This window comes from Roseateles sp. PN1, assembly GCF_038419725.1.
GTDB lineage: Bacteria > Pseudomonadota > Gammaproteobacteria > Burkholderiales > Burkholderiaceae_C > Paucibacter_A.
In genome coordinates, this window is sequence record NZ_JBCARA010000021.1 from 26917 (window position 1) to 53226 (window position 26310).

Annotated in this window: 22 protein-coding genes; 17 read left to right on the forward strand and 5 right to left on the reverse strand. The window is 63.6% G+C overall.

Translation table 11 applies throughout. The annotated features are described in order from the left end of the window. The first annotated feature begins 27 nt into the window (after window positions 1-27). The 11 genes from AABB87_RS22370 to AABB87_RS22420 all read left to right on the forward strand — a co-directional run bounded on the left by AABB87_RS22370 (window position 28) and on the right by AABB87_RS22420 (window position 13725). Window positions 28-1164: an ABC transporter ATP-binding protein gene (locus tag AABB87_RS22370; RefSeq protein WP_341973533.1), complete on the forward strand. Its 1137-nt coding sequence runs from the start codon at window positions 28-30 to the stop codon at window positions 1162-1164. After that, a complete protein-coding gene (locus tag AABB87_RS22375) occupies window positions 1161-2453 on the forward strand; it encodes an ABC transporter substrate-binding protein (RefSeq protein WP_341973534.1) in 1293 nt (430 codons plus the stop codon). The genes AABB87_RS22370 and AABB87_RS22375 overlap by 4 nt, the downstream gene beginning before the upstream one ends. Before the next feature lie 22 nt (window positions 2454-2475). Beyond that, window positions 2476-3492 (forward strand): carbohydrate ABC transporter permease, encoded by a 1017-nt coding sequence (locus tag AABB87_RS22380; RefSeq protein ID WP_341973535.1) that lies wholly within the window; start codon window positions 2476-2478, stop codon window positions 3490-3492. Next, window positions 3489-4325, forward strand: coding sequence for a carbohydrate ABC transporter permease (locus tag AABB87_RS22385; RefSeq protein WP_341973536.1), 837 nt, complete (start codon window positions 3489-3491; stop codon window positions 4323-4325). The genes AABB87_RS22380 and AABB87_RS22385 overlap by 4 nt, the downstream gene beginning before the upstream one ends. A 5-nt stretch (window positions 4326-4330) precedes the next feature. Next, window positions 4331-6076 (forward strand): amylo-alpha-1,6-glucosidase, encoded by a 1746-nt coding sequence (locus tag AABB87_RS22390; protein ID WP_341973537.1) that lies wholly within the window; start codon window positions 4331-4333, stop codon window positions 6074-6076. Continuing rightward, the gene (locus tag AABB87_RS22395; RefSeq protein WP_341973538.1) at window positions 6066-7139 is read left to right on the forward strand and encodes a LacI family transcriptional regulator; all 1074 of its coding nucleotides are present in this window, start codon (window positions 6066-6068) and stop codon (window positions 7137-7139) included. Before AABB87_RS22390 ends, AABB87_RS22395 begins: the two co-directional genes overlap by 11 nt. Window positions 7140-7150: 11 nt before the next feature. Next, entirely contained in the window at window positions 7151-8242 is a 1092-nt protein-coding gene (locus AABB87_RS22400) for a sugar phosphate isomerase/epimerase family protein (RefSeq protein ID WP_341973553.1), read from the forward strand. Continuing rightward, window positions 8239-9408, forward strand: a complete 1170-nt coding sequence (locus AABB87_RS22405; protein WP_341973539.1) for a Gfo/Idh/MocA family protein — start codon at window positions 8239-8241, stop codon at window positions 9406-9408. Before AABB87_RS22400 ends, AABB87_RS22405 begins: the two co-directional genes overlap by 4 nt. Next, window positions 9405-10421 carry a glucokinase gene (gene glk / locus AABB87_RS22410; RefSeq protein ID WP_341973540.1) on the forward strand — a complete coding sequence of 339 codons (1017 nt, stop codon included), beginning with the start codon at window positions 9405-9407 and terminating at the stop codon, window positions 10419-10421. Before AABB87_RS22405 ends, glk begins: the two co-directional genes overlap by 4 nt. A gap of 340 nt (window positions 10422-10761) precedes the next feature. Continuing rightward, window positions 10762-13323, forward strand: coding sequence for a TonB-dependent siderophore receptor (locus AABB87_RS22415; RefSeq protein WP_341973541.1), 2562 nt, complete (start codon window positions 10762-10764; stop codon window positions 13321-13323). A 15-nt stretch (window positions 13324-13338) separates the two neighbouring features. Continuing rightward, window positions 13339-13725: a hypothetical protein gene (locus AABB87_RS22420; protein WP_341973542.1), complete on the forward strand. Its 387-nt coding sequence runs from the start codon at window positions 13339-13341 to the stop codon at window positions 13723-13725. Window positions 13726-13928: 203 nt separating this feature from the next. Here the strand turns inward: AABB87_RS22420 and AABB87_RS22425 are convergent, their stop codons facing one another. Genes AABB87_RS22425 through AABB87_RS22435 form a run of 3 tightly spaced genes read right to left on the reverse strand, consistent with a single transcriptional unit; the run spans window position 13929 to window position 17085 of the window. Continuing rightward, window positions 13929-14915, reverse strand: a complete 987-nt coding sequence (locus tag AABB87_RS22425) for a LysR substrate-binding domain-containing protein (RefSeq protein ID WP_341973543.1) — start codon at window positions 14913-14915, stop codon at window positions 13929-13931. 41 nt (window positions 14916-14956) lie between these two features. Next, window positions 14957-16408: a heavy metal sensor histidine kinase gene (locus tag AABB87_RS22430; RefSeq protein ID WP_341973544.1), complete on the reverse strand. Its 1452-nt coding sequence runs from the start codon at window positions 16406-16408 to the stop codon at window positions 14957-14959. After that, a complete protein-coding gene (locus AABB87_RS22435; protein ID WP_341973554.1) occupies window positions 16405-17085 on the reverse strand; it encodes a heavy metal response regulator transcription factor in 681 nt (226 codons plus the stop codon). Before AABB87_RS22435 ends, AABB87_RS22430 begins: the two co-directional genes overlap by 4 nt. A 116-nt stretch (window positions 17086-17201) precedes the next feature. On the opposite strand from AABB87_RS22435, the gene AABB87_RS22440 reads away from it, so the two are divergent. The 5 genes from AABB87_RS22440 to AABB87_RS22460 all read left to right on the forward strand — a co-directional run bounded on the left by AABB87_RS22440 (window position 17202) and on the right by AABB87_RS22460 (window position 21986). Beyond that, complete coding sequence (locus AABB87_RS22440; protein ID WP_341973545.1) at window positions 17202-17675, forward strand: heme-binding protein; 474 nt, start codon at window positions 17202-17204, stop codon at window positions 17673-17675. 27 nt (window positions 17676-17702) lie between these two features. Continuing rightward, the gene (uraH, locus tag AABB87_RS22445; protein ID WP_341973546.1) at window positions 17703-18131 is read left to right on the forward strand and encodes a hydroxyisourate hydrolase; all 429 of its coding nucleotides are present in this window, start codon (window positions 17703-17705) and stop codon (window positions 18129-18131) included. Window positions 18132-18603: 472 nt separating this feature from the next. Then, window positions 18604-19602 (forward strand): PEP-CTERM sorting domain-containing protein, encoded by a 999-nt coding sequence (locus AABB87_RS22450; RefSeq protein WP_341973547.1) that lies wholly within the window; start codon window positions 18604-18606, stop codon window positions 19600-19602. A gap of 378 nt (window positions 19603-19980) precedes the next feature. Continuing rightward, complete coding sequence (locus AABB87_RS22455) at window positions 19981-20253, forward strand: hypothetical protein (RefSeq protein WP_341973549.1); 273 nt, start codon at window positions 19981-19983, stop codon at window positions 20251-20253. 206 nt (window positions 20254-20459) lie between these two features. Then, window positions 20460-21986, forward strand: a complete 1527-nt coding sequence (locus tag AABB87_RS22460) for a methyl-accepting chemotaxis protein (protein WP_341973550.1) — start codon at window positions 20460-20462, stop codon at window positions 21984-21986. Between the two features lie 190 nt (window positions 21987-22176). Here the strand turns inward: AABB87_RS22460 and AABB87_RS22465 are convergent, their stop codons facing one another. Then, the gene (locus AABB87_RS22465) at window positions 22177-23211 is read right to left on the reverse strand and encodes a zinc-dependent alcohol dehydrogenase family protein (RefSeq protein WP_341973555.1); all 1035 of its coding nucleotides are present in this window, start codon (window positions 23209-23211) and stop codon (window positions 22177-22179) included. A 186-nt stretch (window positions 23212-23397) separates the two neighbouring features. Between AABB87_RS22465 and AABB87_RS22470 the strand changes: the two genes are divergently transcribed. After that, complete coding sequence (locus AABB87_RS22470) at window positions 23398-24318, forward strand: LysR family transcriptional regulator (RefSeq protein ID WP_341973551.1); 921 nt, start codon at window positions 23398-23400, stop codon at window positions 24316-24318. A 635-nt stretch (window positions 24319-24953) separates the two neighbouring features. Here the strand turns inward: AABB87_RS22470 and AABB87_RS22475 are convergent. Further along, on the reverse strand, window positions 24954-25985 hold the full coding sequence (locus AABB87_RS22475; RefSeq protein ID WP_341973556.1) for an integron integrase: 1032 nt from the start codon (window positions 25983-25985) through the stop codon (window positions 24954-24956). Window positions 25986-26310: the final 325 nt, after the last annotated feature.

Below are 26310 nucleotides of genomic sequence, written 5' to 3' on the forward strand. Positions count from 1 at the left end.
CCAGCGAACAGGAGCCCCCACCTCACCATGGCTGATCTATCGCTGCGCGGCTTGCGCAAGAGTTACGGACCGGTCGATGTGCTCAAAGGCATCGATCTGGACATCGCCGACCGGGAGTTCGTCTGCTTTCTCGGCCCCTCGGGCTGTGGCAAGTCCACGCTTTTGCGTTGCATCGCCGGCCTGGAAGCGGTGCAGGGCGGTGAGCTCTTGATCGGCGGCGAGCGCATGAACGAAGTGGCCCCGGCCGAGCGCGACCTGGCCATGGTGTTCCAGAACTACGCGCTCTATCCGCACATGACGGTGCGCAAGAACCTGTCCTTTGGCCTTTCGCTGCGGCGCTTCTCCAAGGGTGAGATTGAGACCCGCATTGCCGAGGCAGCGCGCATGCTGCAGCTGGAAGCCTTGCTGGAGCGCAAGCCCAAGCAGCTCTCCGGCGGGCAGCGGCAGCGGGTCGCGATTGGCCGCGCCATTGTGCGCAACCCGCGGGTGTTTTTGTTCGACGAGCCGCTTTCCAACTTGGACGCCGCCCTGCGCGAGAACACTCGCGCCGAGCTGGCCCGGCTGCACCAGCAGCTGCAAGCCACGATGATTTACGTCACCCACGACCAGGTAGAGGCCATGACCCTGGCCGACAAGGTGGTGGTCTTGAACCAAGGCCGCATCGCCCAGGTGGGCCGCCCGCTGGAGCTGTACCACCGGCCCGCCGATCTGTTTGTGGCCGGCTTCATCGGCACGCCGCGCATGAACTTTTTGGCGGCCGCGTCCTCGGGCGTGCACGACGGTCTTTTGCAGCTGAGCGTGCCCGGCGCCCTGGCCGAGGCCCGGCTTTCAACCCTTGCTTTGGCCGAGCTAGCGCCTCAAGGCGCGGCGCTCACCCTGGGCATACGCCCCGAGCACATCCGCCTGCTGGCGCTCGACGATGCAGCGGCGCAGCTCAGCGCTGAGGTGCAGTCGGTCGAGCGACTCGGCGCGCAAAGCATGGTGCATCTGAAGCTGCCCTCGGGTGAAATGCTGACGGTCTGCGTCGACGGTGCGCAACTGGTGCAGCGCGGCGAGCTGCTGGGCCTGGGCCTGGAGCTGGAACATCTGCAGGTGTTCGCAGCCGATGGCCGAGCCTTGCCGCGGCGCTTGAGCGCTGCGGTAGAAAAGGCCTTGGCTCAATGAAGCCAATCCTCGGCTCCCAACGCGCCAAGCTGGGCATTCTGGCTGTGCTGGGCCTGCTCGGTGCGGGCGCCTGGTGGGCGAGTGCTGACGCCAACCCAGAGCAGGCCGCGCCGGCGCCACGCATCCTGCGCTTCGCCACCTGGGACGGCAGCGAGAGCCTCTTGATTCAGCAGCGCATTGCCGCCGCTTTTGAGGCCCGCCATCCCGGCGTCAAAGTGCAGGTGGAGGCCTATGGCGGTGGCTACAACCAAAAGCTCTCGGCCGCTTTTGGCGCGGGCAATCCGCCCGATGTCATGTATATGTGGAACTTCCCGCAGTACCAGCGGGTGCTGGAGCCACTGGACGCCTACCTGGCCCGCGATGCGCGCATCGACAAGGCCGACTTCGTGCCCGGCCTGTGGCGCTTCTCCACCGTCTGGGATGCGGACCAAAAGCAGTCGCGCATTTACGGCGTGCCGGCCGGCTTCACCGCCCAAGTCATCTACTACAACAAAGACATGCTGGACCGCGCCGGCCTGGCCTATCCCCAAGAAGGTTGGACCTGGGGGCAGCTGCGCCAGATGGCGCAGCGCCTGCGCAATCCGGCCGCCAAGGCCTACGGCTTTGGCCTGGATGTGAACCCGGATCCCTATGACTTCCAAAGCTATCTCTGGAGCGCCGGCGGCCGCATGCTGGGGGCAGATGGCGTCAGCGTGCAAGGCCATCTGAACAGCCCCGAGAGCAAGGCCATGTTCGCCTATCTGCAGGAGCTTTTGCGCAGCGACACGGTGGGGACGCTGGGCGTTGGCGATGGGCGCAACCAGCGCCAGATGTTTGTCTCCGACAAGGTGGCCATGCTGCTGGACGGCAGCGCCTTCCGCCTGGAGTTGGCGCAAGACCGCAAGCGCTTTGGCGTGGTGGGGCTGCCCAGCTTTCAGGGCCGGCCCGCGCAAAGCGTGCTCAGCGTCTCGGCGCTGGCCATGGCCAAGAGCGGCCAGCAGAAAGATCTCGCCTGGGACTTCATTCAGTTCTTCAGCAGTGCCGAGGCGGTGCGCCTGCGCGGCAATGATTTACCGGTCTTGCTCAGCGTGGCGGCCGAGCAGGGCTTGGCCCAGGACCCTTTGGTGCGGCCTTTCTATGCCATGGCCGAGAGCATGAAGGAGAGCCCGGCGCATTTGTTGAATCCGCGCTGGATGCGTGCGCAAGATGTCGTTCGCGACGCCATCCAAGAAGTCTTTCTCAGCAAGCAGGGCGACAGCGGGGCCATTCTGGACCGCGCTGCCCTCAAGGCCGAGCGACGACTCCGTTGAGGACAGCTGAGGACCCCAGCCCATGCACAAGACTCAACATATGGACGCCCAAAGCGAGATGCTGATGCCCATGAACTCAGTGTCCTCGCTGCGGCATCCTGCGCAAACGCAGGCACAAGGCAAGCGCTCATGGTCGCAGGCTTTGCCCTATCTTTTCATCGCGCCCTGGGTCTTGGGCTTTCTGGCCTTCACCGTCGGGCCGCTGCTGTACTCGCTCTACATCAGCTTCTTTGATTGGCCCTTGATGGGCGGCGAGCGCTTTGTGGGCCTGCAGAACTACCAGCGCATCCTGACGCAAGACGAAGACTTCTGGGAGGCCCTGGGCGTGACCGCGCGTTTCGCGCTGTTCTACGTACCTACGCATCTGGCCGGCGCCTTGGGCCTGGCCTTGCTGCTGAACCGGCGCTGCCGGGGTGAGGGCTTCTTCCGTACCGTGTTCTATCTGCCCTCCATGCTCTCGGGTGTGGCCCTGGTCAGCATCTGGTCCTGGATCTACAGCCGCGAGTACGGGCTTCTGAACTATCTGCTCTCGCTCGTGGGCCTGCCCGCGATCGACTGGCTGGGCAGCCCGGACTGGGCCATGAGCGCGGTGGTGATCGCCAGTCTGTGGAGTTTGGGCGGAACGATGTTGGTCTTTCTGGCTGGGCTTAAGGGCATTTCGGTGGAGCTGTACGAGGCGGCCGAGATGAGTGGTGTGTCTAAGCTCAAGCAGTTCACCCACATCACGCTGCCGCTGTTGTCGCCAGTGCTCTTGTTCAATTTGGTCACCACCTTGATCGCGGCCTTCCAGCAGCTGACCATGGCCTTGCTGCTGACCGGCGGCGGGCCGATGAAGTCCACCTACATGCTCGCCATGTACATCTACGACACCGCCTTCAAGTACTTCGACATGGGCTATGCCTCGGCCATGTCTTGGTTGATGTTTGCGCTGATTTTGTTGCTCTCGGCCTCGGTGATGCGCTTCTCCAGCCTCTGGGTGTTTTATGAGAACGAAGTGAAATCTGAAGGCCAGCCCAGCAAGAAGGGAGCACGCCCATGAACAGCAGCCTGCAAACCCGCAGCCGCCGTTTGGCCTTCTACAGCCTGATGCTCCTGCTGTGCTTTGCCTTTGCCGCGCCGCTGTACTGGACGCTGCTCACCGCGCTCAAGGCCAAGAGCGAGCTCTATGCCTGGCCGCCGGTCTGGTGGCCGGCCGAGCCGCGCTGGAGCAATTTTGTCGAAGCCTGGCAGGCTCAGCCTTTCGCGCTGTTTCTGCGCAATTCGGTCTGGGTGGCGCTGCTCTCCACCGTCGGCCAGATCTTCTCCTCCAGCTTGGTGGCTTATGGCTTTGCGCGCTTTGATTTCAAGGGCCGCAATGCGCTCTTCATGGTGGTGCTGGGCTCGATGATGATTCCCTGGGACGTGACCATGATCCCGCTCTATATGGAGTTCAACGCCCTGGGCTGGATCAACACGCTCAAGCCGCTGATCGTGCCCAATTTCTTTGCCGCGCCTTTCTTCATCTTCTTGTTGCGCCAGTTCATCATGAGTATTCCGCGCGAGCTGGACGAGGCGGCGCGCATGGACGGCGCCAATGCCTGGCAGATCTACTGGCGCATCCACTTGCCGCTGATGGCGCCGGCCCTGGTGCTGGTGGGCACCTTCCAGTTCCTGGGCAGTTGGAACGACTACCTGGGCCCGCTGATCTTTTTGAATGACCAGAGCCAGTACACCTTGCCGCTGGGCTTGGCCCAGTTCAAGGGCCTGCATTCGAACAATGTGACCGCGATTGCCGCGATGACGGTGCTCTTGTGCCTGGCGCCGCTGATCCTGTTCTTCCTGGCCCAGCGCCACATCATGGACGGCGCCACCAGCGCCGCCGTCAAAGGTTGATCTGCATGAAAGACGAGCTTCAACTGATGGACCCGCAGCGCGTGCCCTTCTCGCGGCGCGAGAGCTGGCTGTGCGTGTCTTACTTGGCCGACGAGCAATCCTTCTGGCTGCGCAATCTGCGCGGTGGCGATGAACACACCGATCTGGGCCGCTTGTTCCGGCTGACGCCCATCGACGCTGCGGGCCAGCCGCTGCAAGGCACTTGGCGCTTGAGTCCTGAGGTGCTGAGCTTTCATTGCGCGGCCGGTCAGCTGGCCTTGGCTTTTGCTGACGCCGACACCTTGGCGCTGTCGGCCCAAGGCATCGGTCTTTCTTTGACCCTGCAATCGAAACGTTATGACTACGCCCAGCGCCTGCCCGATGCCCTGCACATCAGCTGTGCCAGTCAAGACCTCTCGGCCCGCCTGACGCTGGCCGAAGGCGCTTCGCAGCTGGACGCGCCCTGGCAAGGCCAGCGTGCCGAACGCATTGCCTGCGCCTTGCTGCCCGGCGATCAAGGCCGGCTCCGCGCGGCGTTGCATCTGTACCGCGTTGCCCCACAGCGCCTGGATTGCCCGGCATTTGAAGAAGCCAAGCAAAGCGCTGCCGCCGACTTCGCCGACTGGCTGGCCAAGTGCCCGCCGGTCTTGCCCGAGCAGCAGGCTGCCCGCAGCCTGGCGGGCTACATCACCTGGTCTTGCCTGGTGCCGGCCGAGGGGCAACTGGCCTATCCGGCCATGTATATGTCCAAGAACTGGATGACCAATATCTGGAGCTGGGACCATTGCTTCAATGCCCTGGCCTTGGGTGCGACTCAGCCGGAGCGGGCCTGGCAGCAACTGGCCCTGCTGTTTGCGCATCAACATGCCAGCGGCCGTTTGCCCGATTTTGTGAACGACCGCTTTGCCTATTGGCGCTTCACCAAGCCGCCGGTGCATGGCTGGACCGTGGCCCAACTGCGTCGCATGGCGCCGAGCTTCTGGACGGGCGAGCGCTGCGCCCAGGCTTATGGTTGGCTAGCCGCTCAGGTCGAGAGCTGGATGGCCAATGCGGGTCAGCATGGCTTGCCCGCTTACGACCATGGCAATGACGCCGGCTGGGACAACGCCACCAGCTTTTTGCCCGGCACGCCGCTGCAAAGCCCGGATCTCAGCTGCTTCTTGATTCTGCAAATGGAGGAGCTGGCGGCCCTGGCCACCTTGCGTCAGAAGCCCGAGGCGGCTCAGCAATGGCTGCAGCGCGCCGATGCCTTGTGCGCGCGCTTGATGAGCCAGCTCTGGGATGGCGAGCGCTTCATCGCCTTCTGTGATGGCGGGGCAAGACCTGAACCCGGCGCCGACAGCCTGATCGCTTTTCTGCCGCTGATCCTGGGCCCACGCCTGAGCGAGGCGCAGCGCCAAACCTTGCTGCAAGGCCTGATGGCGCCGGGCCGTTTCTTGAGCCCGCATGGCCTGGCCACCGAATCGCAGCACAGCCCCTTCTATCGCGCCGATGGTTACTGGCGCGGCCCCATCTGGGCGCCGACCATGCTGCTCTTTGTCGACGCGCTGGACCGCTGCGGCCGCAGGGACCTGGGCGACGAGCTGGCGCGCCGCTTCACCGCCATGGCCGCCCGCAGCGGCATGGCCGAGAACTTCGATGCGCAGACCGGCGCCGGCTTGCGTGACCCCGCTTTTACCTGGACCTCCAGCGTCTTTCTCTTGCTTGCTCAGCGTTTGCTGAAGCGTGAAGAAGCGCTGGCCGCCACACAGGAGTTTATTGATGTCGAATGATCTGGACGCCACGGCCAACGCCAACGCGAATGTCACCCTGAAGACCTTGGTGCGCCACACCGGCTTGTCGCTGGGCACGGTGTCGCGGGCCTTGAAAGACGCGCCCGAGGTCAAGCCCGAGACCCGCGAGCGCGTCAAGCGTGCCGCCGCCGAGCTGGGCTATAGCGTCAACCTGGCCGGTGTGAAGCTGCGTACCGGCAAGACCTACACCTTGTGCATCGTCTTGCCGGTGGAAGACGCGCAGCAAGACTTCAGCGACAGCGGCTATATGGCTCTGGTCTCGGGCCTCTATGCCGCACTCGCGGGTAGTTATTACAGCCTGGTGGTGCACCCGCAGCTGCCGGGCGTGGACCCGCTGGAGGGCTTGCGCACCCTGGTCGAGTCACGCCGGGTGGACGGCCTGATCTTGACCCAAACTCGCCCGCAGGACGAGCGCATCCAGTACCTGCTGGCGCAGGACTTTCCCTTCGTCAGCTATGGTCGCAGCGAGCTGGCGCAAGCCCACCCCAGCTATGACACCGACCATGAGGACATGGCCTACCAGGCGACGCGCCGCTTGATTGAGCGTGGCCACAGCCGGATTGCCATGCTCAACCCCAGCCCCGAGCTGATGTATGCCCAGCACCGCGAGCAGGGCTACCGGCGCGCGCTGGCCGAGGCTGGGCTGGCCTTTGACGCCGCGCTCTTGCGCAGCTCCGGCCTCTCGGCCGGCGACGGGCGGCGCATCGTGCTGGACCTGGCCCAGCATGCAGAGCGCCCCACGGCGTTTGTCTGCGCCAATGAATTCACCGCCTTGGGTGCCTTGTCGGCCTTTGCCGAGCTGGGCTGGCAGGCCGGCCGCGAGGCGGTGGTGGTGGCCACCGATGACAGCAATATCAGCGCCTTCTTCGTGCCGCCCATCAGTACCTACTTTGCCTCGCTGCACCGCGCAGGGCGCCAGCTCGGCAGCCTTTTGCTGCGGCGCCTGGACGGTGAAGCGCCGGAGCGCTTGCAACTCTTGGAGCGCGCCGAGTTGATCGAGCGCCAAAGCGATCAAGCCCCCGAGAAGGCCCCCAAACCATGATGACAACGACGATGAAAACCCTGCAAGGCCCCGGCCTCTTTCTGGCCCAGTTCGCGGGCGACAGCGCGCCTTTCAACAGCCTGGACAGCATCGCCCGCTGGGCGGCGAGCCTGGGCTTCAAAGCGCTGCAAATCCCAAGCTGGGATGCGCGCTTGTTTGACTTGGCCTTGGCCGCTGAGAGCCAGACCTATTGCGACGACCTGCGTGGCCGCCTGGCCGAGCTGGGCTTGCAGATCAGCGAGCTTTCTACCCATTTGCAAGGCCAGTTGCTGGCTGTGCACCCGGCCTATGACAGGCCGTTCGACGGCTTTGCGGCCGCGGCAGTGCGCGGCTCGCCGGCCGCTCGCCAAGCTTGGGCGGCCGAGCAGCTGAAGCTGGCGGCCAAGGCCTCGGCGCGGCTGGGACTGAAGGCGCACGCCACTTTTTCTGGCGCCTTGGCCTGGCCCTATCTCTACCCCTGGCCGCCGCGCCCGGCCGGCTTGGTGGACGAGGCCTTTGCCGAGCTGGCAAGGCGCTGGACGCCCATCCTCAATGCGTTCGATCAGGCCGGCGTTGATGTCTGCTACGAGTTGCACCCCGGCGAAGACCTGTTCGACGGGGTGACTTTTGAGCGTTTTTTGGATGCGGTGCAGCAGCATCCGCGCGCCTGCATCCTCTACGACCCCAGCCATTTCCACTTGCAGCAGCTGGACTACTTGGCCTTCATCGATCTGTACCACTCCCGCATTCGCGCCTTCCACGTCAAGGACGCGGAGTTCCGCCCCAATGGGCGGCAAGGCGTCTATGGCGGCTATGCCGACTGGGCCGACCGGGCGGGGCGCTTCCGCTCGCTGGGCGATGGGCAGATCGACTTTGGCGCCATCTTCTCCAAGCTGACCCGCTACGGCTACCCCGGTTGGGCGGTGCTGGAATGGGAGTGCTGCTTGAAGCACCCGGAAGACGGTGCGCGCGAGGGCGCGGCCTTCATCCAGCGGCATTTGATCCGCGTGGCAGACAAGGCCTTTGATGACTTTGCCGGCAACGGCAGCCCGCGCGAAGAGCTGCGTGCCTTGCTGGGCTTGGGCTCTGCGATGGTCGGCGCGGCCGGGGAGGCGCAGCCATGAGTGCCAGCTTTCAGCGCCCCTTGCGTCTGGGCATGGTGGGTGGCGGCCAAGAGGCTTTCATCGGTGCGGTGCACCGCATCGCGGCGCGTTTGGACGGCGAGTTCGAGCTGGTGGCCGGCGCCTTCTCCAGCACGGCCGAGCGTAGCGCAGCCAGCGGTGCCGCTCTGGGCCTGGCCAGCGAGCGCTGCTACGCCGACTGGCGCGAGATGGCAAGGCTTGAGGCGGACCGGCCCGATGGCATCGAGGCGGTGGCCATCGTCACACCCAACCATTTGCACGCGCCGGTGGCCCAGGCCTTTCTGCAGGCCGGCATCGACGTGATCTGCGACAAGCCGCTGGCCATCTCGGTGCGCGAGGGGCGCGAGCTGGCGGCCTTGGCTCAGGCGCACCAACGGCTCTTGGCCGTCACCTACAACTACAGCGCCTACCCAGCGGTGCGCCATGCACGTGACTTGGTACGAGCCGGCGTCTTGGGCGAGCTGCGCCTGGTGCAGGTGGAATACGCGCAAGACTGGTTGGCCGAGCCGCTGGAACAGCAGGGCCAAAAGCAGGCCAGTTGGCGCTGCGACCCAGCCCTGGCCGGGCCGGCCGGGGCGCTCGGAGATATTGGAACGCATGCTTATCAGCTGGCCTGTTTTGTCAGCGGCTTGCGTGCCGCATCGGTGTGCGCCGAGCTGAGCAGCTTTGTGCCGGGCCGGCGCCTGGACGACAACGCCCAGTTGCTACTGCGCTTTGTCGGTGGTGCGCGCGGTGCCCTCTGGGCCAGCCAGGTGGCCAGCGGCTGCGAGAACGCCTTGCGCCTGCGCCTCTACGGCAGCAAAGGTGGTTTGGAGTTCGACCAGGAGCAGCCCAATCAGCTGCGCCTGACCCGCCAGGGCGGCAGCAGCGAGATCTTGACACGCGGCCGGTTGGACAGCACCGCCGCGCGCGCCGCCACCCGCTTGCCGCCCGGCCATCCGGAAGGCTATCTGGAGGCCTTTGCCCAGCTCTACCGAGAGGCCGCCGAGCACATCCGGGCGCGCCAGCAAGGGCGGGCGCCGGCGGCGGAGAGCTTGGGCCTGCCGCAGGTGGGTGATGGCCTGGAGGGCTTGCTTTTGGTGGACGCAGCCTTGCGCAGTCATCGCGCCGGTGGCATCTGGACGCGAGTCGAGGAGATCAAGGAATGATTGAGATTGGTAACAAAGCCCGCCGCGGCGATGCGCCAGCCGGCCCCAGCCTGCTCGGCGATGTGGGGGGCAGCAATGTGCGCTTGGCTTGGCAGGGCAGGGCGGGTGCACCGATTGAGCGGGTGCGCGTTGTGCCTTGCGGGGATTTTCCAAACCTTACCGCTTGCATACAGGATTACCTGAGCGGCCTGGGCCGTGACGGACTGGCGCCGCCCAGCCAGGCGGCATTGGGCGTGGCCACACCGGTCTTGCAAGACCAGATCTGCCTGACGAACCGCGACTGGAGCTTTTCCGCCCAAGCGCTGCGCAGCGCGCTGGACTTGCAAAGACTGGTGGTGATGAATGATTTCACCGCCCTGGCGCTGGCGATTCCGGCGCTGCCGCAAGGCGACTTCTGGCATTGCGGTGGGCCCAGGGCAGAGCCTCCGGTGGCGGACGCCGGCACCCTGGCATTGTTAGGCCCTGGAACCGGTCTGGGCGTGTCGGGCCTGGTGTCCACCGGTGACCGGCAATGGACAGCGCTGCAAACCGAGGGTGGCCATGTCAGTCTGGCGGCCCACAACGAACGGGAGCATCGCCTGATCCTTCAGCTGGCGCGGCGCTTTGGCCATGTTTCGGCTGAGCGGGTCTTGTCAGGGCCGGGTCTGGTGCATCTGGCTGAAGCCTTGTGCGAGTTGGATGGCTGCGCCCTTCCTGCGGGCATCACGCCGGCTGGGGTGATCGAACAAGCGCAGGCAAAAGCTCATGCGCAGTGCGTGGAGGCGCTGGAGTTGTTCGGTGCTTTCCTGGGCGATGTGGCCGGCGACCTGGTTCTGTCACTGGGCGCGCGGGCTGGGGTCTACATCGGCGGCGGCATTGTGCCGCGCCTGGGCCCTGAGTGGATTCGTGCTTCACGCTTTCGACAGCGCTTTGAAGCCAAGGGCCGCATGGCCGGCTATTTGGCCGCCGTGCCCAGTTATGTGATTGCCAGCCAGGAGCCACCGGCTCTGCTGGGTGCGAGCCGAGCGCTATGACACAGCCATACCGGAAGCGCACGCAGGGCCGCCCCAAGAGCTTTCTGCCGCCGCCTCGAAGCGGCTGACGTGCAAGGCGTCAGCGTGAGGCAACTCAGCTGAACCGGTGACGCCTGGGCGAGGCGTGACCGCCTTTCATCCAGCAAGACCGCAACGTGCACCGCTCTTACCGGCGCGCGCTGGGGGGCTATTTTCGTCCGTCTTTTATCCCTTCCTTCCTAAAAGCAAAACCTCTGAAGACGTGGAGATCATGATGAGCAAGACAAGCAAGATTGGGCAGTCCTTTCCCCCCTGTGCCTCGGCCTTTGGCCCCGGCCGCCTACGCCCCAGCCTGATAGGTATGGCTGTGTTGATCAGCCTGGGCAGTTTGCCGGCCGCGGCGCAGCAAAGCAGCAGCGATGTCGCCAAAGCCGACAAGGCTGAGAAGTCCGACAAAAAGGATGATGCCAACCAACTCGACCGTGTGGTTGTCACCGGCAGCACCGGCCTGAACCGCACACTGCGCGACAGCTCAGTGGCCGTGACCGTGGCCGACCGTGACGAGCTGGACCGGAAAGCGCCGCGCTCCACCGCCGAAGCCATGGAACTGATCCCCGGCATGTATGTGGAAGCCTCGGGCGGCGAGATGTCGAACAACTACTCGGTGCGCGGCATGTCGGGCGGCAACCAACGCTGGGTTCAGCTGCAAGAAGACGGGCTGCCGGTGTTTTACTACCCGAGCTGGACAGCCGACGGCTTGGTCAAACAAGAAATCGGCATTGACCGCTTGGAGGCTGTGCGCGGTGGCACCTCGGCCATTCTGACCACCAATGGCGCAGGCGCCACCATCAATTTCCTGACCTATCGCAACAAGGGCGCCCCGGAAGGTGCAGTGCGCCTAAGCACCTCGGACTACGGCACCCGCCGCGTCGACATGCGCTACGCGGGTGGCCTGGGCGATGGCTGGTTTGCCGGTGCCTCGGGCTTCTATCGCCGCGATAACGGCGTGCGCAACCCTGAGTTCACCGCCAACTTCGGTGGCACTTTGCGCGCTCATGTGGGCAAGAAGATTGAGGGCGGCGAATGGAGCATCAACGCCAAGCTGGTCGACGACCACAACACCTTCTATCTGCCGATTCCGGTGCAGGGCAAAGACAATCCACGCAGCCTGCCCGGCATCAATGCCAATTACGGCACCATGATCGGCTTGGACTCGGGCGTGCAGAACGTGCGCACCTCGCTCGTGCCCGGCAGCTTCAGCCAGCTGAACGATTCGCGCGAGGGCTTTCATGTCAAAGCCAGCGCCATTGGCTACAGCTTTGAAAAGGCCCTCAGCAAGGAGTTGACGCTGCGCTCCAAAGGTCGCTACACCGACAGCGATGTGACGGCGAGCGTGGTCTTCTCGTCCAGCAACAGCAGCTTGCGGCCAGCAGTCAATCGACTGGATCCCGCCAAGTTTGGCTATGTCCAGGAAATGCTGGACCGCTTTGCGGGCGCCTGTGGTGGGCAATGCACGCCGGCGCTGCGGGTGGTGTCCACCGGTGAGGTTCTGTCTACCCCGGCCCAACTGAATGCACTGAATGGCAACGGGCTGTTGTCCGACAACGTGCTGCAGGCCGACAAGCAGGCGCAGCGCGAGGCAGTGAACGATTTGTCGCTGAGCTGGAATACGCCTAACAACAGCCTGACAGTGGGCCTCTTGGCCTTTGACACCCGCATCGGCCCCAATGGCAGCCCAGCCACCGCGCGCTTCGTCACCGACGTGCGCACCCATGCACGCCGCATGGACATCGTGGCCCTGGACCCCGCCGGCAAGGTGGTCGGCGCGTACACCGAGAACGGCGTGCGCGAATACTCCACCTGGGGCGACAGCAACTCCACCTTTCACAACAATTCGACGTCCATCTATTTGAACAACGAGTACAAGGTGAACGAGCGACTGCGTCTGGATGCCGGGGTGCGCATGGAGCACTACAAATACCGCGAGCAGCGCAGCGGCTACAACGAGTACACCGCCATCCCTGGTGCCTTCAAGCCAGGCTGCGATGTCGACAAGCTCGGTGACGCTGCGTGCGATGTGGACAACATCATTGCCAACAACCGCTGGGCCTATCCGACCAACGGCCAGGTTGAGAGCATCCGCAATGACTGGCGCGAACCGTCGTGGACCGTTGGCGGCAACTATCTGCTGAATGACAATATGGCCGTCTATGGCCGCTATGCCAAGAGCTATCAGGCCACGGGTGACCTGCCGGTTACGCGCATTCAATTCGCAGAAGCCGGCTTGCGCTACCAAACGCGCGGTTTCACCGGCACCTTCACTTACTACAAGGCCGACTTCCAGGGCGATCCGAATGGCGCCGAGGTTGGCAATTCCCAGGTGGAAATGCTGCAGGGTGTTAAGTCCAACGGCCTGGAATTCGAAATGAACTGGCGCCCTATGAACTGGCTGCAGCTCAATGCCGTGGGTGTGGTGCAGCGCTCGCGCTTCAGCGTGAACGACCTGCGCGTATTGCGCGGTTCTGGCGACGAGCTGGAGGAATTGCGCAAAGAGGCCACCAGCTGGAACGGCAACCGCCCTGAGCGCACCCCAGAGCTGAACTACACCATCGCGCCGACGGTCTACTTCAATGACAACAAAGGCGAACTGACCTTGAGCTATCAGTTCATGGGCATGCGTTACGCCGACATATCCAACTCGGTGAAGTTGCCGGCCTATCGCACCTGGGGGCTGAGCATGCGCTACGAGCTGACGCCCAAGCTGTCGATGAACGCCAGCGTGCAGAACCTCAGCAACACCATCGGCCTGACCGAAGGCAACCCGCGCTCGGGGTTTGTGCAGGCGCCAGGGGGCAGCGACTATTACTATGCCCGACCCATCCTGGGCCGCAACGCCCAGTTGTCACTGACCATGGCCTTTTAAGGAGTGGACGTCCCCATGAAATCACCACAACACGAGAGCTCAATCTGGTCCCACCATGTCGAGGCACCCGGCGCGCCAGCGGGCTTCACTGTGCGTACCAGCGTTCCCGCCAATCCCGACGGTGTCGAGGTCATGCTGGAGCGCTGGCAAGCCGGCAGCAGCGAGCCGCCGCACAGCCACCCTGGCAATGACATGACGGTGGTCGTGCAAGGCCAGATGCGCATCCAGTTCTTCACCCGCGACTCGGCCGGCGCCTTGCATGCCGACGGCCCGCCATTGACCTTGAACTCGGGCGAGACGGGCTATGTGAGCGCAGGGCGCATCCATGACGCGCAGTACCTGCAAGACTGCAAGCTGGTCTATGTGCATGAGCGGGCCTTTGGCTTCAAGGCTGAGGGTTGAACGAGGCGGCCTTTTGCCCCTAGGCCTCGCTGGCGGGTGCCGGCGAGGCCTAGGCAAGCTCTCTGCCTAGATCCTTTGTTTGCCCGCTGTATCTCAGAGCGCCGAGCATGCGGGCAAGTTTGGCAGTTCTGGCGCCGGGGCGTTCAACCGGGCCAAGGCTTGTTGACGCTGCGATAGAACTTGTCTATAGCTACTTTGCGCCTTCAGTCCTTGGCCAGCGCCCGCGCTTCGGCCTCAAGAAAGGCCGCCAGCGCCTTGAAGCGAGTCTGCTCGGCCGTGGCCGGTGAAGTGATCAGCCAATAGGCGCCATCGGCTTCGATGCTGCACTCGAACGGTCGAATCAGGCGACCGCTGCGCAAATCATCCGCCAATAGGGCGAGGCGACCCAAGGCCACGCCGCGGCCACCCATGGCTGCAAGCAGCAGCGCATTGCTGTCGTCGATGACGGGGCCATGCTGTACCTGTGCGTCGCTAACGCCCGCCGCAGTCATCCAGCGCTGCCAGTCTTCAAAGCTGTCTTCATGCAGCAAGGGGTAATTGCGCAAGGAATATGCGTCTATCAAGGGCGCCTCGGGCAGTGCCAAACCAGGGGCGCACACCGGGCTCAAGGCCGTGCCGAAAAGGCGCCTGGCCCAAAGGCGACCAGGCTTCTCGGGGTTGAGGCTGGTCCAGATGATGGCGGCGTCTGCGGCCCCGCGCGTGAGTGCGTCGGCCTGCGCAGTGTGGTGCAGATGAAGCTCGATGTCCGGGTGTGCATCCCAGAACACCGGCAAGCGAGGCATCAGCCAGCGACTCGAAAAAGATGGCGTCACTGCGAGTTGCAAGCTGCTGCTGCCTTGACGCTTCAGCTCATTGAGCACTGACTCAATATGATCAAAGCTGCTGGACAAGACCGCGAGCAAACGTGCTCCCGCAGGGCTCAAGTTGACCTGCCGCGGCCGCCGCTCAAAGAGTAAGAGAGACAGCGCCTCTTCCAAGGCTCGCACCTGATGGCTGACGGCTGCCTGCGTCACGCATAACTCTTCAGCCGCACGGGTAAAAGATAAGTGTCTCGCGGCTGCCTCAAAAAACCGTAGGCCATTGAGATGATGGGCAAGATTTCGGCGCATGGGCGGAGATGCTAATGCATTGACCATGGCTTTCTCTTGAGCGTGGCGCTTGTCTTTGGTTCGCGGCGACAAAGGCGCCATAGCCCCTTGAAACGCGCGCTGGGCGCCGAGGCACTGCGCCGCTATTGCGTAAGACCTTGGCTACTTCTTGTATGTGAAGAGCTTGGAAATCGCAGTGCAAAGCTGATGCCTTGGCCCGGCGATTGGCGAACCTCCGCGCTACCGCCATGAATCTCCATGATGGCCCGAACGATCGCTAAACCCAGCCCACTGCCGCCGGCATCGCGGTGGCGGGATTGGTCGGTACGGTAGAAGCGATCAAACAAGCGGGGCAGTACCTCAGGCTGCAGAGGCTCGCCGTCATTGACGACCTCCAGCACCGCGCAGCTCAGGCCGCTCTCCTGTTCCGTTCGCGCTGTCAGCGCCACGACACTGCCTGGCCTTGCATGCCGCAGCGCATTGGAAATCAGGTTGGCCAGTGCGCGCCGCAGCAAAATGGGCTCGGCCCAGAGCGGCGCGTCTCCCTCACAGCGCAAACTCAGGCCACGCTCTTCGGCAAGATCGGCGAAATAGTCTGCTTGGCGGGCCAACTCTTCGGCGGCCGACAAGGTCTGGCATTGCAACGCGCCAGCCAGCGCCTGATGCTCGCTGCGCGCCAGGAACAACAGGCTGTCGACCATGCGGTTCAATCGCTCCAGCTCTTGCAACTGCGACTCCAGCAAGTGGGCATAGTCGGCTTCTGTTCGCGGACGGCTCAGCATCACCTGGCTTTGCCCGGTCAGTGTGGCCAGCGGGGTGCGCAGTTCATGCGCCAAGTCGGCGGCGAACTGGTTCAGCCGCCCATAGCCTTGCTCCAACCGGGTCAGCATCGCGTTGAGTTCCTCCACGAAGGGCCGAAGCTCGATGGGAACGTCCTGCGCATTCAGGCGCAGCGCCAGGCTGTGAGGGCCGATTGCAACCGTCTGCGCATGGAGCCTGCGCAGGGGAGACAGGCCGTGCCAGATCAAGGCCAAGACCAACACGGCGGCAAGACCGCCTGCAGCCAGGCTGGCCGCCGCAATGCGTAAGCGGTAGTCGGCCAGCAGCGCTCGGCGCTCGGGGTAAAGCCGTGCCAGCCGAATCTCGACCTCGCTAGCCCCCAAATGCGCCAAGGCATTCAAGGCCGCAGCGGGGACGCCTTCTGGCGTAGTCCAGTGCGTGAGGTGCTGCAAGCCGGCTTCTTGGTTGAGCGGCAGGGCGGGCTGCCGAGGCAGGCTCAGGCCAGTCGGGTTGATGGCCAGAAGTAGGCGGCCACCTCCAGACGGCTCGGCATAAATCTCGATCAAGGCATTGCTCTCGCCGCTCATGGTGTCTCGGAGGTAGTCCGCCTGCGAGACCAAAAGTTCGGGCGTGCCGCTGTGGCCGAGCAGCTGTCGCAGTTGCCGCAGCTTGCCCAGCAGCTGAACATCGTCGCGGCGCAAGAGCTGTTGCTCAAAGGAGCTGTACAAATAGCCCCCCAGCAAGGCGCTGGCGAGGGCCGCCACGAGTGCGCCGGACAGCCCAAGCCGCCAACCCAGAGATTGCGGCAGCCTCATTCCCGCAGCTCGCAAATATAGCCCATGCCGCGCACGGCGTGGATCAAACGGCCGGGCACCGGGTCGTTGATGCGTAGGCGTAGGCGGCGCATCGCCACATCGACGACATTGGTGTCGCTGTCGAAGTTCATGTCCCACACCTGCGAGGCGATCTCGCTGCGCGACAGCACCTCGCCCTGGCGCCGCAGCAGCAAGTGCAGCAGATTGAACTCTCGGGCGCTCAGAGTCAGGCGGTGCCCGGCGCGGGTGACCGTGCGCGCCGGCACATTCAGGCGCAGATCGTCCAGGTCCAGCACATCGTCTTCGCGCTGAGGCCCGCGGCGCAAGAGCGTGCGTATGCGGGCCAGCAGCTCGGCAAAAGCGAAGGGCTTGACGAGGTAGTCATCGGCGCCCAATTCGAGGCCGTGGACACGGTCAGCCAGCGCGTCGCGGGCACTGAGAAACAGCACCGGCACTTGGCGCCCCGCAGCGGTTTGCCGCAAGCGGCGCAGAACCGTCCAACCATCCAGCCCCGGCAGCATCACGTCCAAAACGATCAGGTCGTAGGCCTGCTCCACGGCCAGGTGCAGGCCGGTGTGGCCATCTGCGGCCACATCCACCACGAAGCCGGCCTCGCCCAGGCCTTGCTTCAGGTATTCGCCGGCCCGGGCCTCGTCTTCCACCACCAGAATGCGCATCTTGGCTTCCTTGTCATCCAAGTCATAAGAATGCCTGAGGACCGTGCACACATCGATGGCAAAGATGTCATCGAATGGTCAGCGTTGCGGCTGCGCGAGCTTTCTACAGTCTCGGCATGCCTTCAAACTATGCCTCTTTTCTGCTGCTTGCCGGGCTGCTAGCGGGCAGCGCCCACGCCGACAGTGCGCTCAGTCTTCGCGCCGCCGAGACCCTGGCCGAGTCGGCCCGCTCTGCTTGCAAGGGCTTGGGCCGCGAGATCGCGGTGGCCGTGGTCGATGCCAGCGGCCAGACGCTGATGCTGTCCCGTAGCCCCGCCGTCGGCCCACACAACCTGGAGGCGGCCCGGCGCAAAGCCTTCACGGCATTGTCGACACGCCAGTCCACCTTGGCCCTGGGCCGACAGGCCCGCAGCCAGCCCGACACCGCCGCGCTGCAGTACCTGCCCGAGCTGCTGCTTTTGGGCGGCGGCGTGCCGCTGAAGCGCGGGGATGCCGTGGTCGGCGCTCTCGGCGTCGCTGGAGGTGGCGGGCCGGAGAACGACGATGCCTGCGCCGGCACTGCGGCCGCCATCTTTGCCGCTCAACCCTGACTATTCATTCAACCCTGGAGTCTCGATATGCGCCCTCAACTCATCGCCTCAGTTCTCTTCGTCGCCGCCATGGCTGGTGTTACTCAAGCCGCGCAGGCGGCCGATCCGAACCCCCTGAGCGTCCATGTGCTCGACCTGCAGACTGGCCAGCCAAGCCCGGGCATCCAAGTTGATCTTGAGCGCCGTGCTGCCGGCGGCAACTGGCAGCCGCTGGGCAGTGGCACCACGGACGAGCAGGGCCGCATTCGCGCGCTGGTGCCCGCTACTGCGCTGAAAGAATGGGCCGCAGGTGACTACCGCGTGGTCTTTCGAACTGGCGAGTTTTACGCACGACAGAAACAGCCCAGCTTCTTCCCGGAGATCCCGGTGGTGTTCCGGGTCGAAAGCGCGAAGCAGCACTATCACGTACCGTTGCTCTTGAGCCCCTTCGGCTTCTCCACCTATCGCGGCAACTGAAGCCACGGCAGCCCGGGTCGTCACACTTTGCGGACCTCAGCCGCAGCAAAGCCCGCGAACCATGAAGTGGCGGGGCAGCAGGCCGGCAACATCAAAGCGGCCGTTCAGGAGTGTCGAGGGAGGGAGCAACAGCTTGCCGATCCGAACGGTGCGGCGCGTGCGCGGCTGCGTTGGATGCGCAAGAGCGCCGAGTGCGCGAGGAGATCGAACGTCGGGGCGTTTCATGCGGCTGCCTCAGGTGCCTTCCGCTGCAGCCAGGTCAAGCACGCGCGCCGTGAGGCCTTGCTCAATCGCCGCCTTGGGCGTCTTCGCGTCGAGGCCTCCCAGAGGGATCTCCATGAACGACAGGATGGTCCACCCTTCGGTGGTGCCCAGGGCCTGCCTCCCCCTAGATTGAGAGCGTGAAGTGAGGAGGTCGAGCCAACTCGGCTCCTAGAATCCCGCCCCAGATCAGTTCAACAGGAATCGCTCCATGCTTCGTTCTTGGCACCTCTCGGCCCTGGCCCTCGCTGCTTTGTACAGCGCTTCGCCCGCCTCTGCTCAAGTCAGCGTGCCGGGATTTCTGCCGGGCAGCTTCGCGCCCTACCTGGCCACCGGAGCGGTACCTGATGGTTGGTATCTGGGCAGCAACCTAGCCACCGCCGGCACAGCAATCAATTCGATCTACGACACCCAGCAGCAGTTCCATGCTGTCCCCAACCCGGCCCAGCTTGATCTGCGAGCCGAGAGCATGCTCATGGCGGGAGGCAGAACAGCGTCTGCGCTTGGGCTGACCCACATCGACGGCGTGGGCGCCGCCGCAAGTGCCATCGACCGCTTGGACCCCAGCAGCACGCTCACTGCCGCTGTGGCACAGGCCCAGGTCTGGTACTGGGGCTATTCCTCGAGCAACCTGCCGGTGAGCTTCGACATCCACCTCAGCGGCCGTCTCGGCGCGACAGGCTCACGCGGCCTGGGTGCCGAACCTTCGGGTGCCGCCGTGGCTGCGCTCGCGCTGGGCTCCATCAGCAATGGCACGACGGCGGACTACAACAATCTCGCAAGCGGCGCAGGCCTGAACCCTGGCGCCGAAGGCGCGGCGCTGCTGGCCGAGCTGCAGAGCATGCCGGTCACCAACCAGCGCAATCTCGCGACCTTTGGCGCGCAGGCCACGGTCGTGGACACCGCCAAGACCGTGGACACCGTGCTGCGCGTGACTGCCGACCCCACGCAGATCAGCTGCGAAACCCTGGTGTCGCCCATGTGCGGCAAGTACTTCTACTTCCTGTCGGTCTACCTCTTCAACGGCGCCGAGAACGGCGGCTTTGCCGATTTCTCGCAATCGCTGAGAGTTGAGACCTTCAGCGTCGGCTCTGGCGCCTCGCAGGTGTTTGAAGCTCAGACCTTGTCTGCCGTGCCCGAGCCGACCAGCGCGCTGCTACTGGCGGCCGGTCTAAGCGTGGTGGCCGTCGCGCGTAGAAGGCGAGGCTGAGCCCCTGAGCCTGCAAAGGCTGGGCCTGCTGGGGCAGGGCGAAACAAAATGCCCCAATCCCAGAATGCCAGGCACCGCCATGGCCCTTTGATTGACCCTAGTGCAGCGCTGATTTCGCACGCAATTCAGCTTTCCACCGCGCCAGTTTTCCTGCGGGCCAGCATTGCTAGCTTGCTCAAGGTGATGAACACCCGCCTGGCTCGAAGCCTCGATCGGGCAGGGGGGCTCGATGAGCCGTGTGTGGTCCTTTATCTGCTGGGTAGCGTGTTGGACCGGACTGGTTAATCGGCGCGCCTTGTTCGAGCAATTGGAGAACTTGCTGCAGAGCGCCTCGGGCGCGCCGCTTTACGTGGACGTGGACCATTTCAAAAGCGATCAATGATCGACACGACCATGATGCAGGCGCTCTTGTGTTGCAGGCCTGCGGGCAGGTGCTGCAGGCGGCCGTGGGCGCTTAAGCCTTTCGCCTGGGCGGGTGACGGGTTTGTGTATTTGCTCGGTAGTTCCGAGCTCCGCATGGTCGAAGCACATATTTCGGCACTGCACGCCGGCGTGCGCGGCTTGCGTGAGCAATTCGGCATTGCGTTGAACATAGGCGTCACTCGGTTTGACCCCGGCTCGGTGCCCAATCCTGACACCGCGTTCAAATAAGCCGATCAACAGACGGATGAGTCGAAGCGCCAGAACCCCAAGAACCGCCAAACAGTACGTTGATCGAATGCTTGCTCAGGCGATGGCTGTCTGACGAATCCTCGAAAATTTGGCGGCAGTACCGTCGGAGTTGGTCCGGCCTTGTCCGGCCCGACGGGTTCTTGTTTGAGTATTTTTTTGAGAGCGTGAAGATGATGATTCCAAATATGAAATTGCGCTCACGCGTGCTGGCTGGTTTTGCCGTTGTGATGGTCTTGCTCTTGACTGGCTCGGTGGTGGGCATGTTGCGGGTGCAGCAACTCAACGCGAGCATTGAGCATTTGGTCGATGTGGACTCAAATGGCTTGGCTCTGGCGCGGCAATGGGCCGGCATGTCGGAAGCGAATATTCAACGACGTATCGTCACGTTTGTGATCGACGATGAAGACTTTGCCAAGGCCTTCACCCGCAAGTCCAAGGAAACGTCGGCCCGAATCGACAAAACGCAAGAAGCGTTAGACAAGCTCAGCAAAACGCCGGAGAGCGATCGCTTGAGCGAAAAAATCGCACAGACCCGCAAGCAGTACCAAGCGGTGCGGGATGACTTGGTCAAGTCAAAGAAAGAAGGTGTTGATATTCGTGCTCGGGTGGCTGCAGAGTTGATTCCGGCGATGGATACCTATATCGATGCCATCGAAGAATATGCTGAACACAAGAGCCAACGTCTGCAAGCGGCCCGTCAAGAGGCGAGCGAAAAGGCCCGCGCCACTGTCACTTTGGCGCTGGTCTTGGCGGGCGTGGCCAGTTTGATTGGCATCGGCATTGCGCTGGCCATCACCCGCTCGGTGATCGAGCCGGTTAAGCGGGCGCAGGCCTTGACCGAACGCATTGCCGATGGTGATTTGACGCAGGAGGTAGATGTTGTCGGCCGCGACGAGATGGCCGATTTGACGCAGTCCTTGCAGCAGATGCAGCGGCAGCTGTCTGGCACCATTTCGGGTGTGCGCAGTGCTGCCGAGCAGGTCCGTATTGCCTCGGCCGAGATCGCCACCGGCAATATGGATCTGTCCAACCGCACCGAGCAGGCCGCCAGCAGCCTAGAGCAGACGGGCGCCGCCATGCAGCAGCTCAGCGAGGGTGTGCGCAGCAATGCCGAAGCGGCGCGTCAGGCCGATGGCTTGGCGCAAACGGCCTCGGTCGTCGCTGACCGGGGCGGCGCGATGGTCAGCCGAGTGGTGGAGACGATGAACGAGATTCAAGCCTCGTCCAACAAGATCTCCGACATCATCGGCGTGATCGACGGCATTGCTTTCCAGACCAATATCCTGGCGCTGAATGCGGCGGTGGAAGCGGCACGAGCCGGCGAGCAGGGGCGTGGTTTTGCGGTCGTGGCCAGCGAAGTGCGCTCGCTGGCGCAGCGCAGCGCGCAGGCGGCGCGTGAAATCAAGACCCTGATCTCCACCTCGGTGGACAAGGTCGAGAGCGGCGCCAAGCTGGTGCAAGACACCGGCAACACGATTGGCGAAGTGGTGCAAAGCGTGCAGCGGGTGACGCAAATCGTCGCCGAGATCTCCAGTTCCACGTCGGCGCAGGCCTTGACGCTGGGGGAAATCGGACAGGCGGTCAATGAGTTGGACAAGATGACGCAGCAAAATGCGGCGCTTGTGGAGGAGTCCGCAGCGGCCGCACAAAGCCTGCGTGAGCAGGCGTCGCAGATGGTGGATTCGGTGGCCGCGTTTAAGTTGCGCGGCTGAGATCCGCAAGAGCAGACAGGGCCCTGGCAGTACCTCTGCCAGGATCTACAAAGCCCCTCAGTCGGGCGCCCCTTGATCGACCTGCACCAAAGCGAGCAGTCCGGCGCTATTGCGTTTGACGCTGTAGACGATGAATGACCCTGTGCTGAGGTCGCCGCGGGCCTGTGCGGCCAGAGCTTTTCTCAGCCGCTCAGGCCGTCACGTTGATGACGATCTTGCCGAAATGCCCGGCCTGTTCCATCAACTCGAAGGCTTCGCGGGCCTGCTCAAAGCCAAAGCTGCGGTCGACCACCGGCTTGATCTTGGCGTTGGCGCTGAAGCGGGCAAGGTCTTCCAGCATCGTGCGGCTGCCGACAAAAACGCCGACCAGGCGCTTGGCACCGCCGATCAGCAGCGCAGGGTTGATCTGTCCGTCAAAGCCGCTGACACCGCCGATGATGGCGACCGTTCCGCCCATGCGCGCGCTGGCCAGGGAGCGAGCCAGGGTGTCCTTGCCGCCGACCTCCAGCACCAGGTCCACACCGCGACCCTCGGTCAGGCGCAGCACTTCTTCTTGCCACTCGGGCTGGCTGCGGTAGTTGATCGTTTCGTCCGCACCGAGGGTGCGGGCGCGGGCCAGTTTGGTGTCGCTGGAGGAGGTGATCAGCACCCGCAGGCCGGCCGCCTTAGCCAGTTGCAAGGCCCAGATAGACACGCCACCAGTGCCCAGTAGCAAGACCGTGTCGCCCGGCTTGAGGCTGCCCTCGACGAACAAGGCATTCCAGGCGGTCACGCCGGCGCAGGGCAGGGTGGCGGCCTCTGCATAGCTGAGGTGGGCGGGTATGGCCACCAGCGCCGCCTCGTTCAGCGTTACTTGTTCGGCCAACATGCCGTCGCTTTCCCCGCCGAGCGCGCCGCCGGTGTTCTCAGGTGTCGGCCCGCCCTGCGTCCAATTGGGGAAGAAGGACGCCAAAACCCGGTCGCCGAGCGCAAAGCGTTTGACCGCCGCGCCGACGGCAATTACCTCGCCTGCTCCATCCGAGGCAGGCACGACGGCGCCCGGCTTGACGGCGCGGTACTGCCCCTTCACCACCATCAGATCGCGGTAGTTCAGCGACACCGCATGCACGCGCACACGCACTTCAAACGGGCCTAGCGTCGAATGCGCCGCACCCGCTGCATCGGCGACTTCAACTCGTTCCAGGCCGGCAATTTGTTGGCCGGGGTTGACTCGATAGGCTTGCATCATCAAATCCTTTTTAGACGTTTCATTTGCATGATTGATCGCGATCCGTGGGGTCGAGGCGCTTGCGCTTGAGCCCGCTTCATCACGCTGATGGCCATCTTATGGTTTCCAAAATGTCGTTAGTGGCGCATTTTGATAACATCTGAGTAGCCTCTTTGGAACCAATTGAGCGGATGAGAAGCCAGCATGAGCGATCGATTGAATGGCATCGCCTCCTTTGTGGAAGCGGTGGAGGCAGGCAGCTTTGCGCTGGCGGCCCAGCGTTTGGGCCTGAGCCGCTCGGCAGTGGGCAAGAGCATCGCCCGGCTGGAGCAGCGCCTGGGCGTGCGCCTGTTTCTGCGCACCACGCGCAGCCAGAGCTTGACCGACGATGGCCAGGCCTATTACGAGCGCTGCGTGCGCGCCTTGGCAGAGTTGGATGCCGGCAGCGCTGCACTCGACAGCGGCAAAGCCGAGCCGATCGGCCGATTGCGCGTGACCACCCCGGTGCTGTTCGGGCGCCACTGCGTCGCGCCGCTGCTCATGCAGCTAACCGAGCAACACCCGCAGCTGAGCCTGGAGATGTCCTTCAATGACCGCAATGTCGATCTGGTCGAAGAGGGCTTTGATCTGGCCGTGCGCATCGGCCCGCCGCCGGACAGCGCCACCCTGGTGGCGCGCCGGCTGGCGACCCAAAACATGGCGATCTGCGCGGCGCCGACCTATCTGCAGCAGCATGGCGCGCCAGCCAGTGCGGCCGACTTGGCCCTGCATGCCGGTATTGCCTATGGCCGCAACGGCCAAGCCAGCCCCTGGCGCATTCGCGATGAAGCGGGTCAGGTGTTCAAGCCGCAGCCACGGGTGCGCCTGATCCTCGACGATATCCAGGCCGTCGCCGATGCGGCGGTGGCCGGCGTTGGGCTGGCTTGGTTGCCTTGCTGGCTGATGGCCAAACATGCGCGCGCCGGTGAACTGAAACCGGTGCTGGGCAGCAGCGATGTGTTAGCCCCTGAGATCCACGCGGTCTGGCCGCAGTCGCGCTATCTGCCCTCAAAAACGCGCGTCGCCATCGATGCGCTGGTGGCCGGCATCCCGCGCATGATGGGTGAACTCGAGCAGCCTTTGTAGGCCAATCGGCGCGCTTCTTCCCGGCCGCAGGCAAGGCCTGACCCCGCCGAGGGCGCGCCATTGTCACTTCAGCATCGCCGCGTCGTCACATGTCATTTAGATGATTTAGGCTTGACTTTGGAGCCTGGCGATGAGCCCTCCAGAGAATCCCCCGGTGATCGGGGTGCAAGGCCTGTGCAAGACTTTTGGCACGGCCAAGGCACCGGGTTTGGGCGATGTTTACTTGCAAGTGTGAAACTGCGAGATGGCCGTGCTGTTCGGTGCGTCGGGCTCGGGGCCAGCCCCAAATCCCCTTTCGAAATCGGAGCTAGGCTCTGCCAAGGCCGCAGAGGTCGACTCTTTCAGCCCATCTGACCCCGCCAGCCAGGCTCGGTTCTTTGCGCTTTGACGTCTTTTGGCCTGAATGAAGGGGTGAAAAAAAACGGCATGGGCGAAAGGCTTGGGCTCTGCTTATCGAGACCGAACTGCCAATTCCGAGTGGCGGGACCGGGCACTGAACCGTCCATCGGGGTGCAAGCCGGCGGGCCTTCGGCAGCTTGGTGCCCGTAGCAGTCGCCCGACCGCGCACCTTGCCCCTGAGCCACGGCCGTTAGCAGTCATTGCCCACCGTCTGTTTTCGGGCCAGCAGAACGCACTCAATCGAAACGCATCGAATCTATGGGGCTCTTGACCGCGCCACCGCCAAGCTTCAGCACATGGGTGTAGATCATGGTCGTGGCGACATCCGAATGGCCAAGCAACTCTTGGACCGTTCGGATGTCGTAGCCGGACTGAAGCAGGTGTGTCGCAAATGAGTGCCGCAGCGTGTGCGGAGAGACCGGCTTAGTCACACCTGCAGCCTTGGCTGCACGTTTGAAGGCGCGCTGGAAGGTCTGGTCATACATGTGATGGCGCCGAACAACTCCGCTGCGTGGGTCCGTCGAATGATGGTCTTGCGGAAACACCCAAAACCATGCCCAAGTCGACCCCGCACGCGGGTACTTTCTGTCCAGGGCGTCCGGCATCTCGACGCCACCTCGCCCGTCCTGTTGATCCTGCAGCCACGCGGCGTGAGACTTCAGCATTTGCTCACGCAAGCCCGGCACCAGCGACTCCGGCAACATCACGACCCGATCCTTACTGCCCTTGCCCTCGCGAACGATGATCGCTCCGTGTGAAAAGTCCACGTCCTTGACACGCAGGCGCAGGCCCTCGGTGATTCGCATGCCTGTGCCATACAGCAATTGCCCGAAGAGTCGCCACTCCACGTCGAGGCTCGACAGGACGTTGACGACCTCGTCGCGCGACATCACCACTGGCAAGCGCCGCTGCGGTCGCGGACGTCCGATCTCAGCCATCCAGGGTAGTTGCACACCCAACACTTTGCCGTAGAGGAACAGCAGGGCTGACAAGGCCTGCCTGTGCGTTGCCGGTGCCACTTGGCGTTCGCTGGCCAACCAGGTCAGGAAGGATTCAACGGCAGCACCATCAAGGTCCCGAGGATGGCGTAGCCCGTGATGTCGAATGAAGGCTCGCACCCAGAACACGTAGGCGTCCTCGGTGCTGCGGCTGTAGTGCAGGAACCGGATGCGCTCGCGAAGCTGATCCAACAGCCGCGGCGCCTTCAACGCAGGCAGGGTCGCTGAAACAACTTCGGGGCGAAGCGCCTTGCGCCTGACTTCCCCCATTGGTGCGATAGACGGGTCTCGCATGTGCATCTCCAATGCACAAAGCTGCCCCGATGTGGGTTGCTACTGAGCAATCCAGCCAGAAATGCAGCTCAGAATCTGAGTGAGGTTTTTGCCTGTTATTTAATGCTGTTGTTTTGTACAGCATATGCCGCGCAACGCCAAGCTTCAAGCCGCTTCCAGCCTAGTCACATCGGACATGTTATGGAGACAGGGAGCTAAGTTATGCGTCACTGCTGTCTCCATATATCCAAGTTGAACTAAACCGCTGACGCGGTGACTGCGCTGGCTGCGGTCACCGCGTTTTTCATGGGCAGAAGTGTCG

Excerpts from the sequence above, each read along its gene's own strand:
- AABB87_RS22425 (WP_341973543.1), bottom strand. The coding sequence starts at position 14,915 with ATGGCGCCTTTGTCGCCGCGAACCAAAGACAAGCGCCACGCTCAAGAG.
- AABB87_RS22415 (WP_341973541.1), top strand. The coding sequence starts at position 10,762 with ATGGCTGTGTTGATCAGCCTGGGCAGTTTGCCGGCCGCGGCGCAGCAA.
- AABB87_RS22455 (WP_341973549.1), top strand. The coding sequence starts at position 19,981 with ATGATCGACACGACCATGATGCAGGCGCTCTTGTGTTGCAGGCCTGCG.
- AABB87_RS22375 (WP_341973534.1), top strand. The coding sequence starts at position 1,161 with ATGAAGCCAATCCTCGGCTCCCAACGCGCCAAGCTGGGCATTCTGGCT.
- AABB87_RS22405 (WP_341973539.1), top strand. The coding sequence starts at position 8,239 with ATGAGTGCCAGCTTTCAGCGCCCCTTGCGTCTGGGCATGGTGGGTGGC.
- AABB87_RS22370 (WP_341973533.1), top strand. The coding sequence starts at position 28 with ATGGCTGATCTATCGCTGCGCGGCTTGCGCAAGAGTTACGGACCGGTC.
- uraH (WP_341973546.1), top strand. The coding sequence starts at position 17,703 with ATGCGCCCTCAACTCATCGCCTCAGTTCTCTTCGTCGCCGCCATGGCT.
- AABB87_RS22395 (WP_341973538.1), top strand. The coding sequence starts at position 6,066 with ATGTCGAATGATCTGGACGCCACGGCCAACGCCAACGCGAATGTCACC.
- AABB87_RS22430 (WP_341973544.1), bottom strand. The coding sequence starts at position 16,408 with ATGAGGCTGCCGCAATCTCTGGGTTGGCGGCTTGGGCTGTCCGGCGCA.
- AABB87_RS22440 (WP_341973545.1), top strand. The coding sequence starts at position 17,202 with ATGCCTTCAAACTATGCCTCTTTTCTGCTGCTTGCCGGGCTGCTAGCG.
- AABB87_RS22420 (WP_341973542.1), top strand. The coding sequence starts at position 13,339 with ATGAAATCACCACAACACGAGAGCTCAATCTGGTCCCACCATGTCGAG.
- glk (WP_341973540.1), top strand. The coding sequence starts at position 9,405 with ATGATTGAGATTGGTAACAAAGCCCGCCGCGGCGATGCGCCAGCCGGC.
- AABB87_RS22450 (WP_341973547.1), top strand. The coding sequence starts at position 18,604 with ATGCTTCGTTCTTGGCACCTCTCGGCCCTGGCCCTCGCTGCTTTGTAC.
- AABB87_RS22380 (WP_341973535.1), top strand. The coding sequence starts at position 2,476 with ATGCACAAGACTCAACATATGGACGCCCAAAGCGAGATGCTGATGCCC.
- AABB87_RS22465 (WP_341973555.1), bottom strand. The coding sequence starts at position 23,211 with ATGCAAGCCTATCGAGTCAACCCCGGCCAACAAATTGCCGGCCTGGAA.
- AABB87_RS22460 (WP_341973550.1), top strand. The coding sequence starts at position 20,460 with ATGAAATTGCGCTCACGCGTGCTGGCTGGTTTTGCCGTTGTGATGGTC.
- AABB87_RS22385 (WP_341973536.1), top strand. The coding sequence starts at position 3,489 with ATGAACAGCAGCCTGCAAACCCGCAGCCGCCGTTTGGCCTTCTACAGC.
- AABB87_RS22400 (WP_341973553.1), top strand. The coding sequence starts at position 7,151 with ATGAAAACCCTGCAAGGCCCCGGCCTCTTTCTGGCCCAGTTCGCGGGC.
- AABB87_RS22435 (WP_341973554.1), bottom strand. The coding sequence starts at position 17,085 with ATGCGCATTCTGGTGGTGGAAGACGAGGCCCGGGCCGGCGAATACCTG.
- AABB87_RS22470 (WP_341973551.1), top strand. The coding sequence starts at position 23,398 with ATGAGCGATCGATTGAATGGCATCGCCTCCTTTGTGGAAGCGGTGGAG.
- AABB87_RS22475 (WP_341973556.1), bottom strand. The coding sequence starts at position 25,985 with ATGGGGGAAGTCAGGCGCAAGGCGCTTCGCCCCGAAGTTGTTTCAGCG.
- AABB87_RS22390 (WP_341973537.1), top strand. The coding sequence starts at position 4,331 with ATGAAAGACGAGCTTCAACTGATGGACCCGCAGCGCGTGCCCTTCTCG.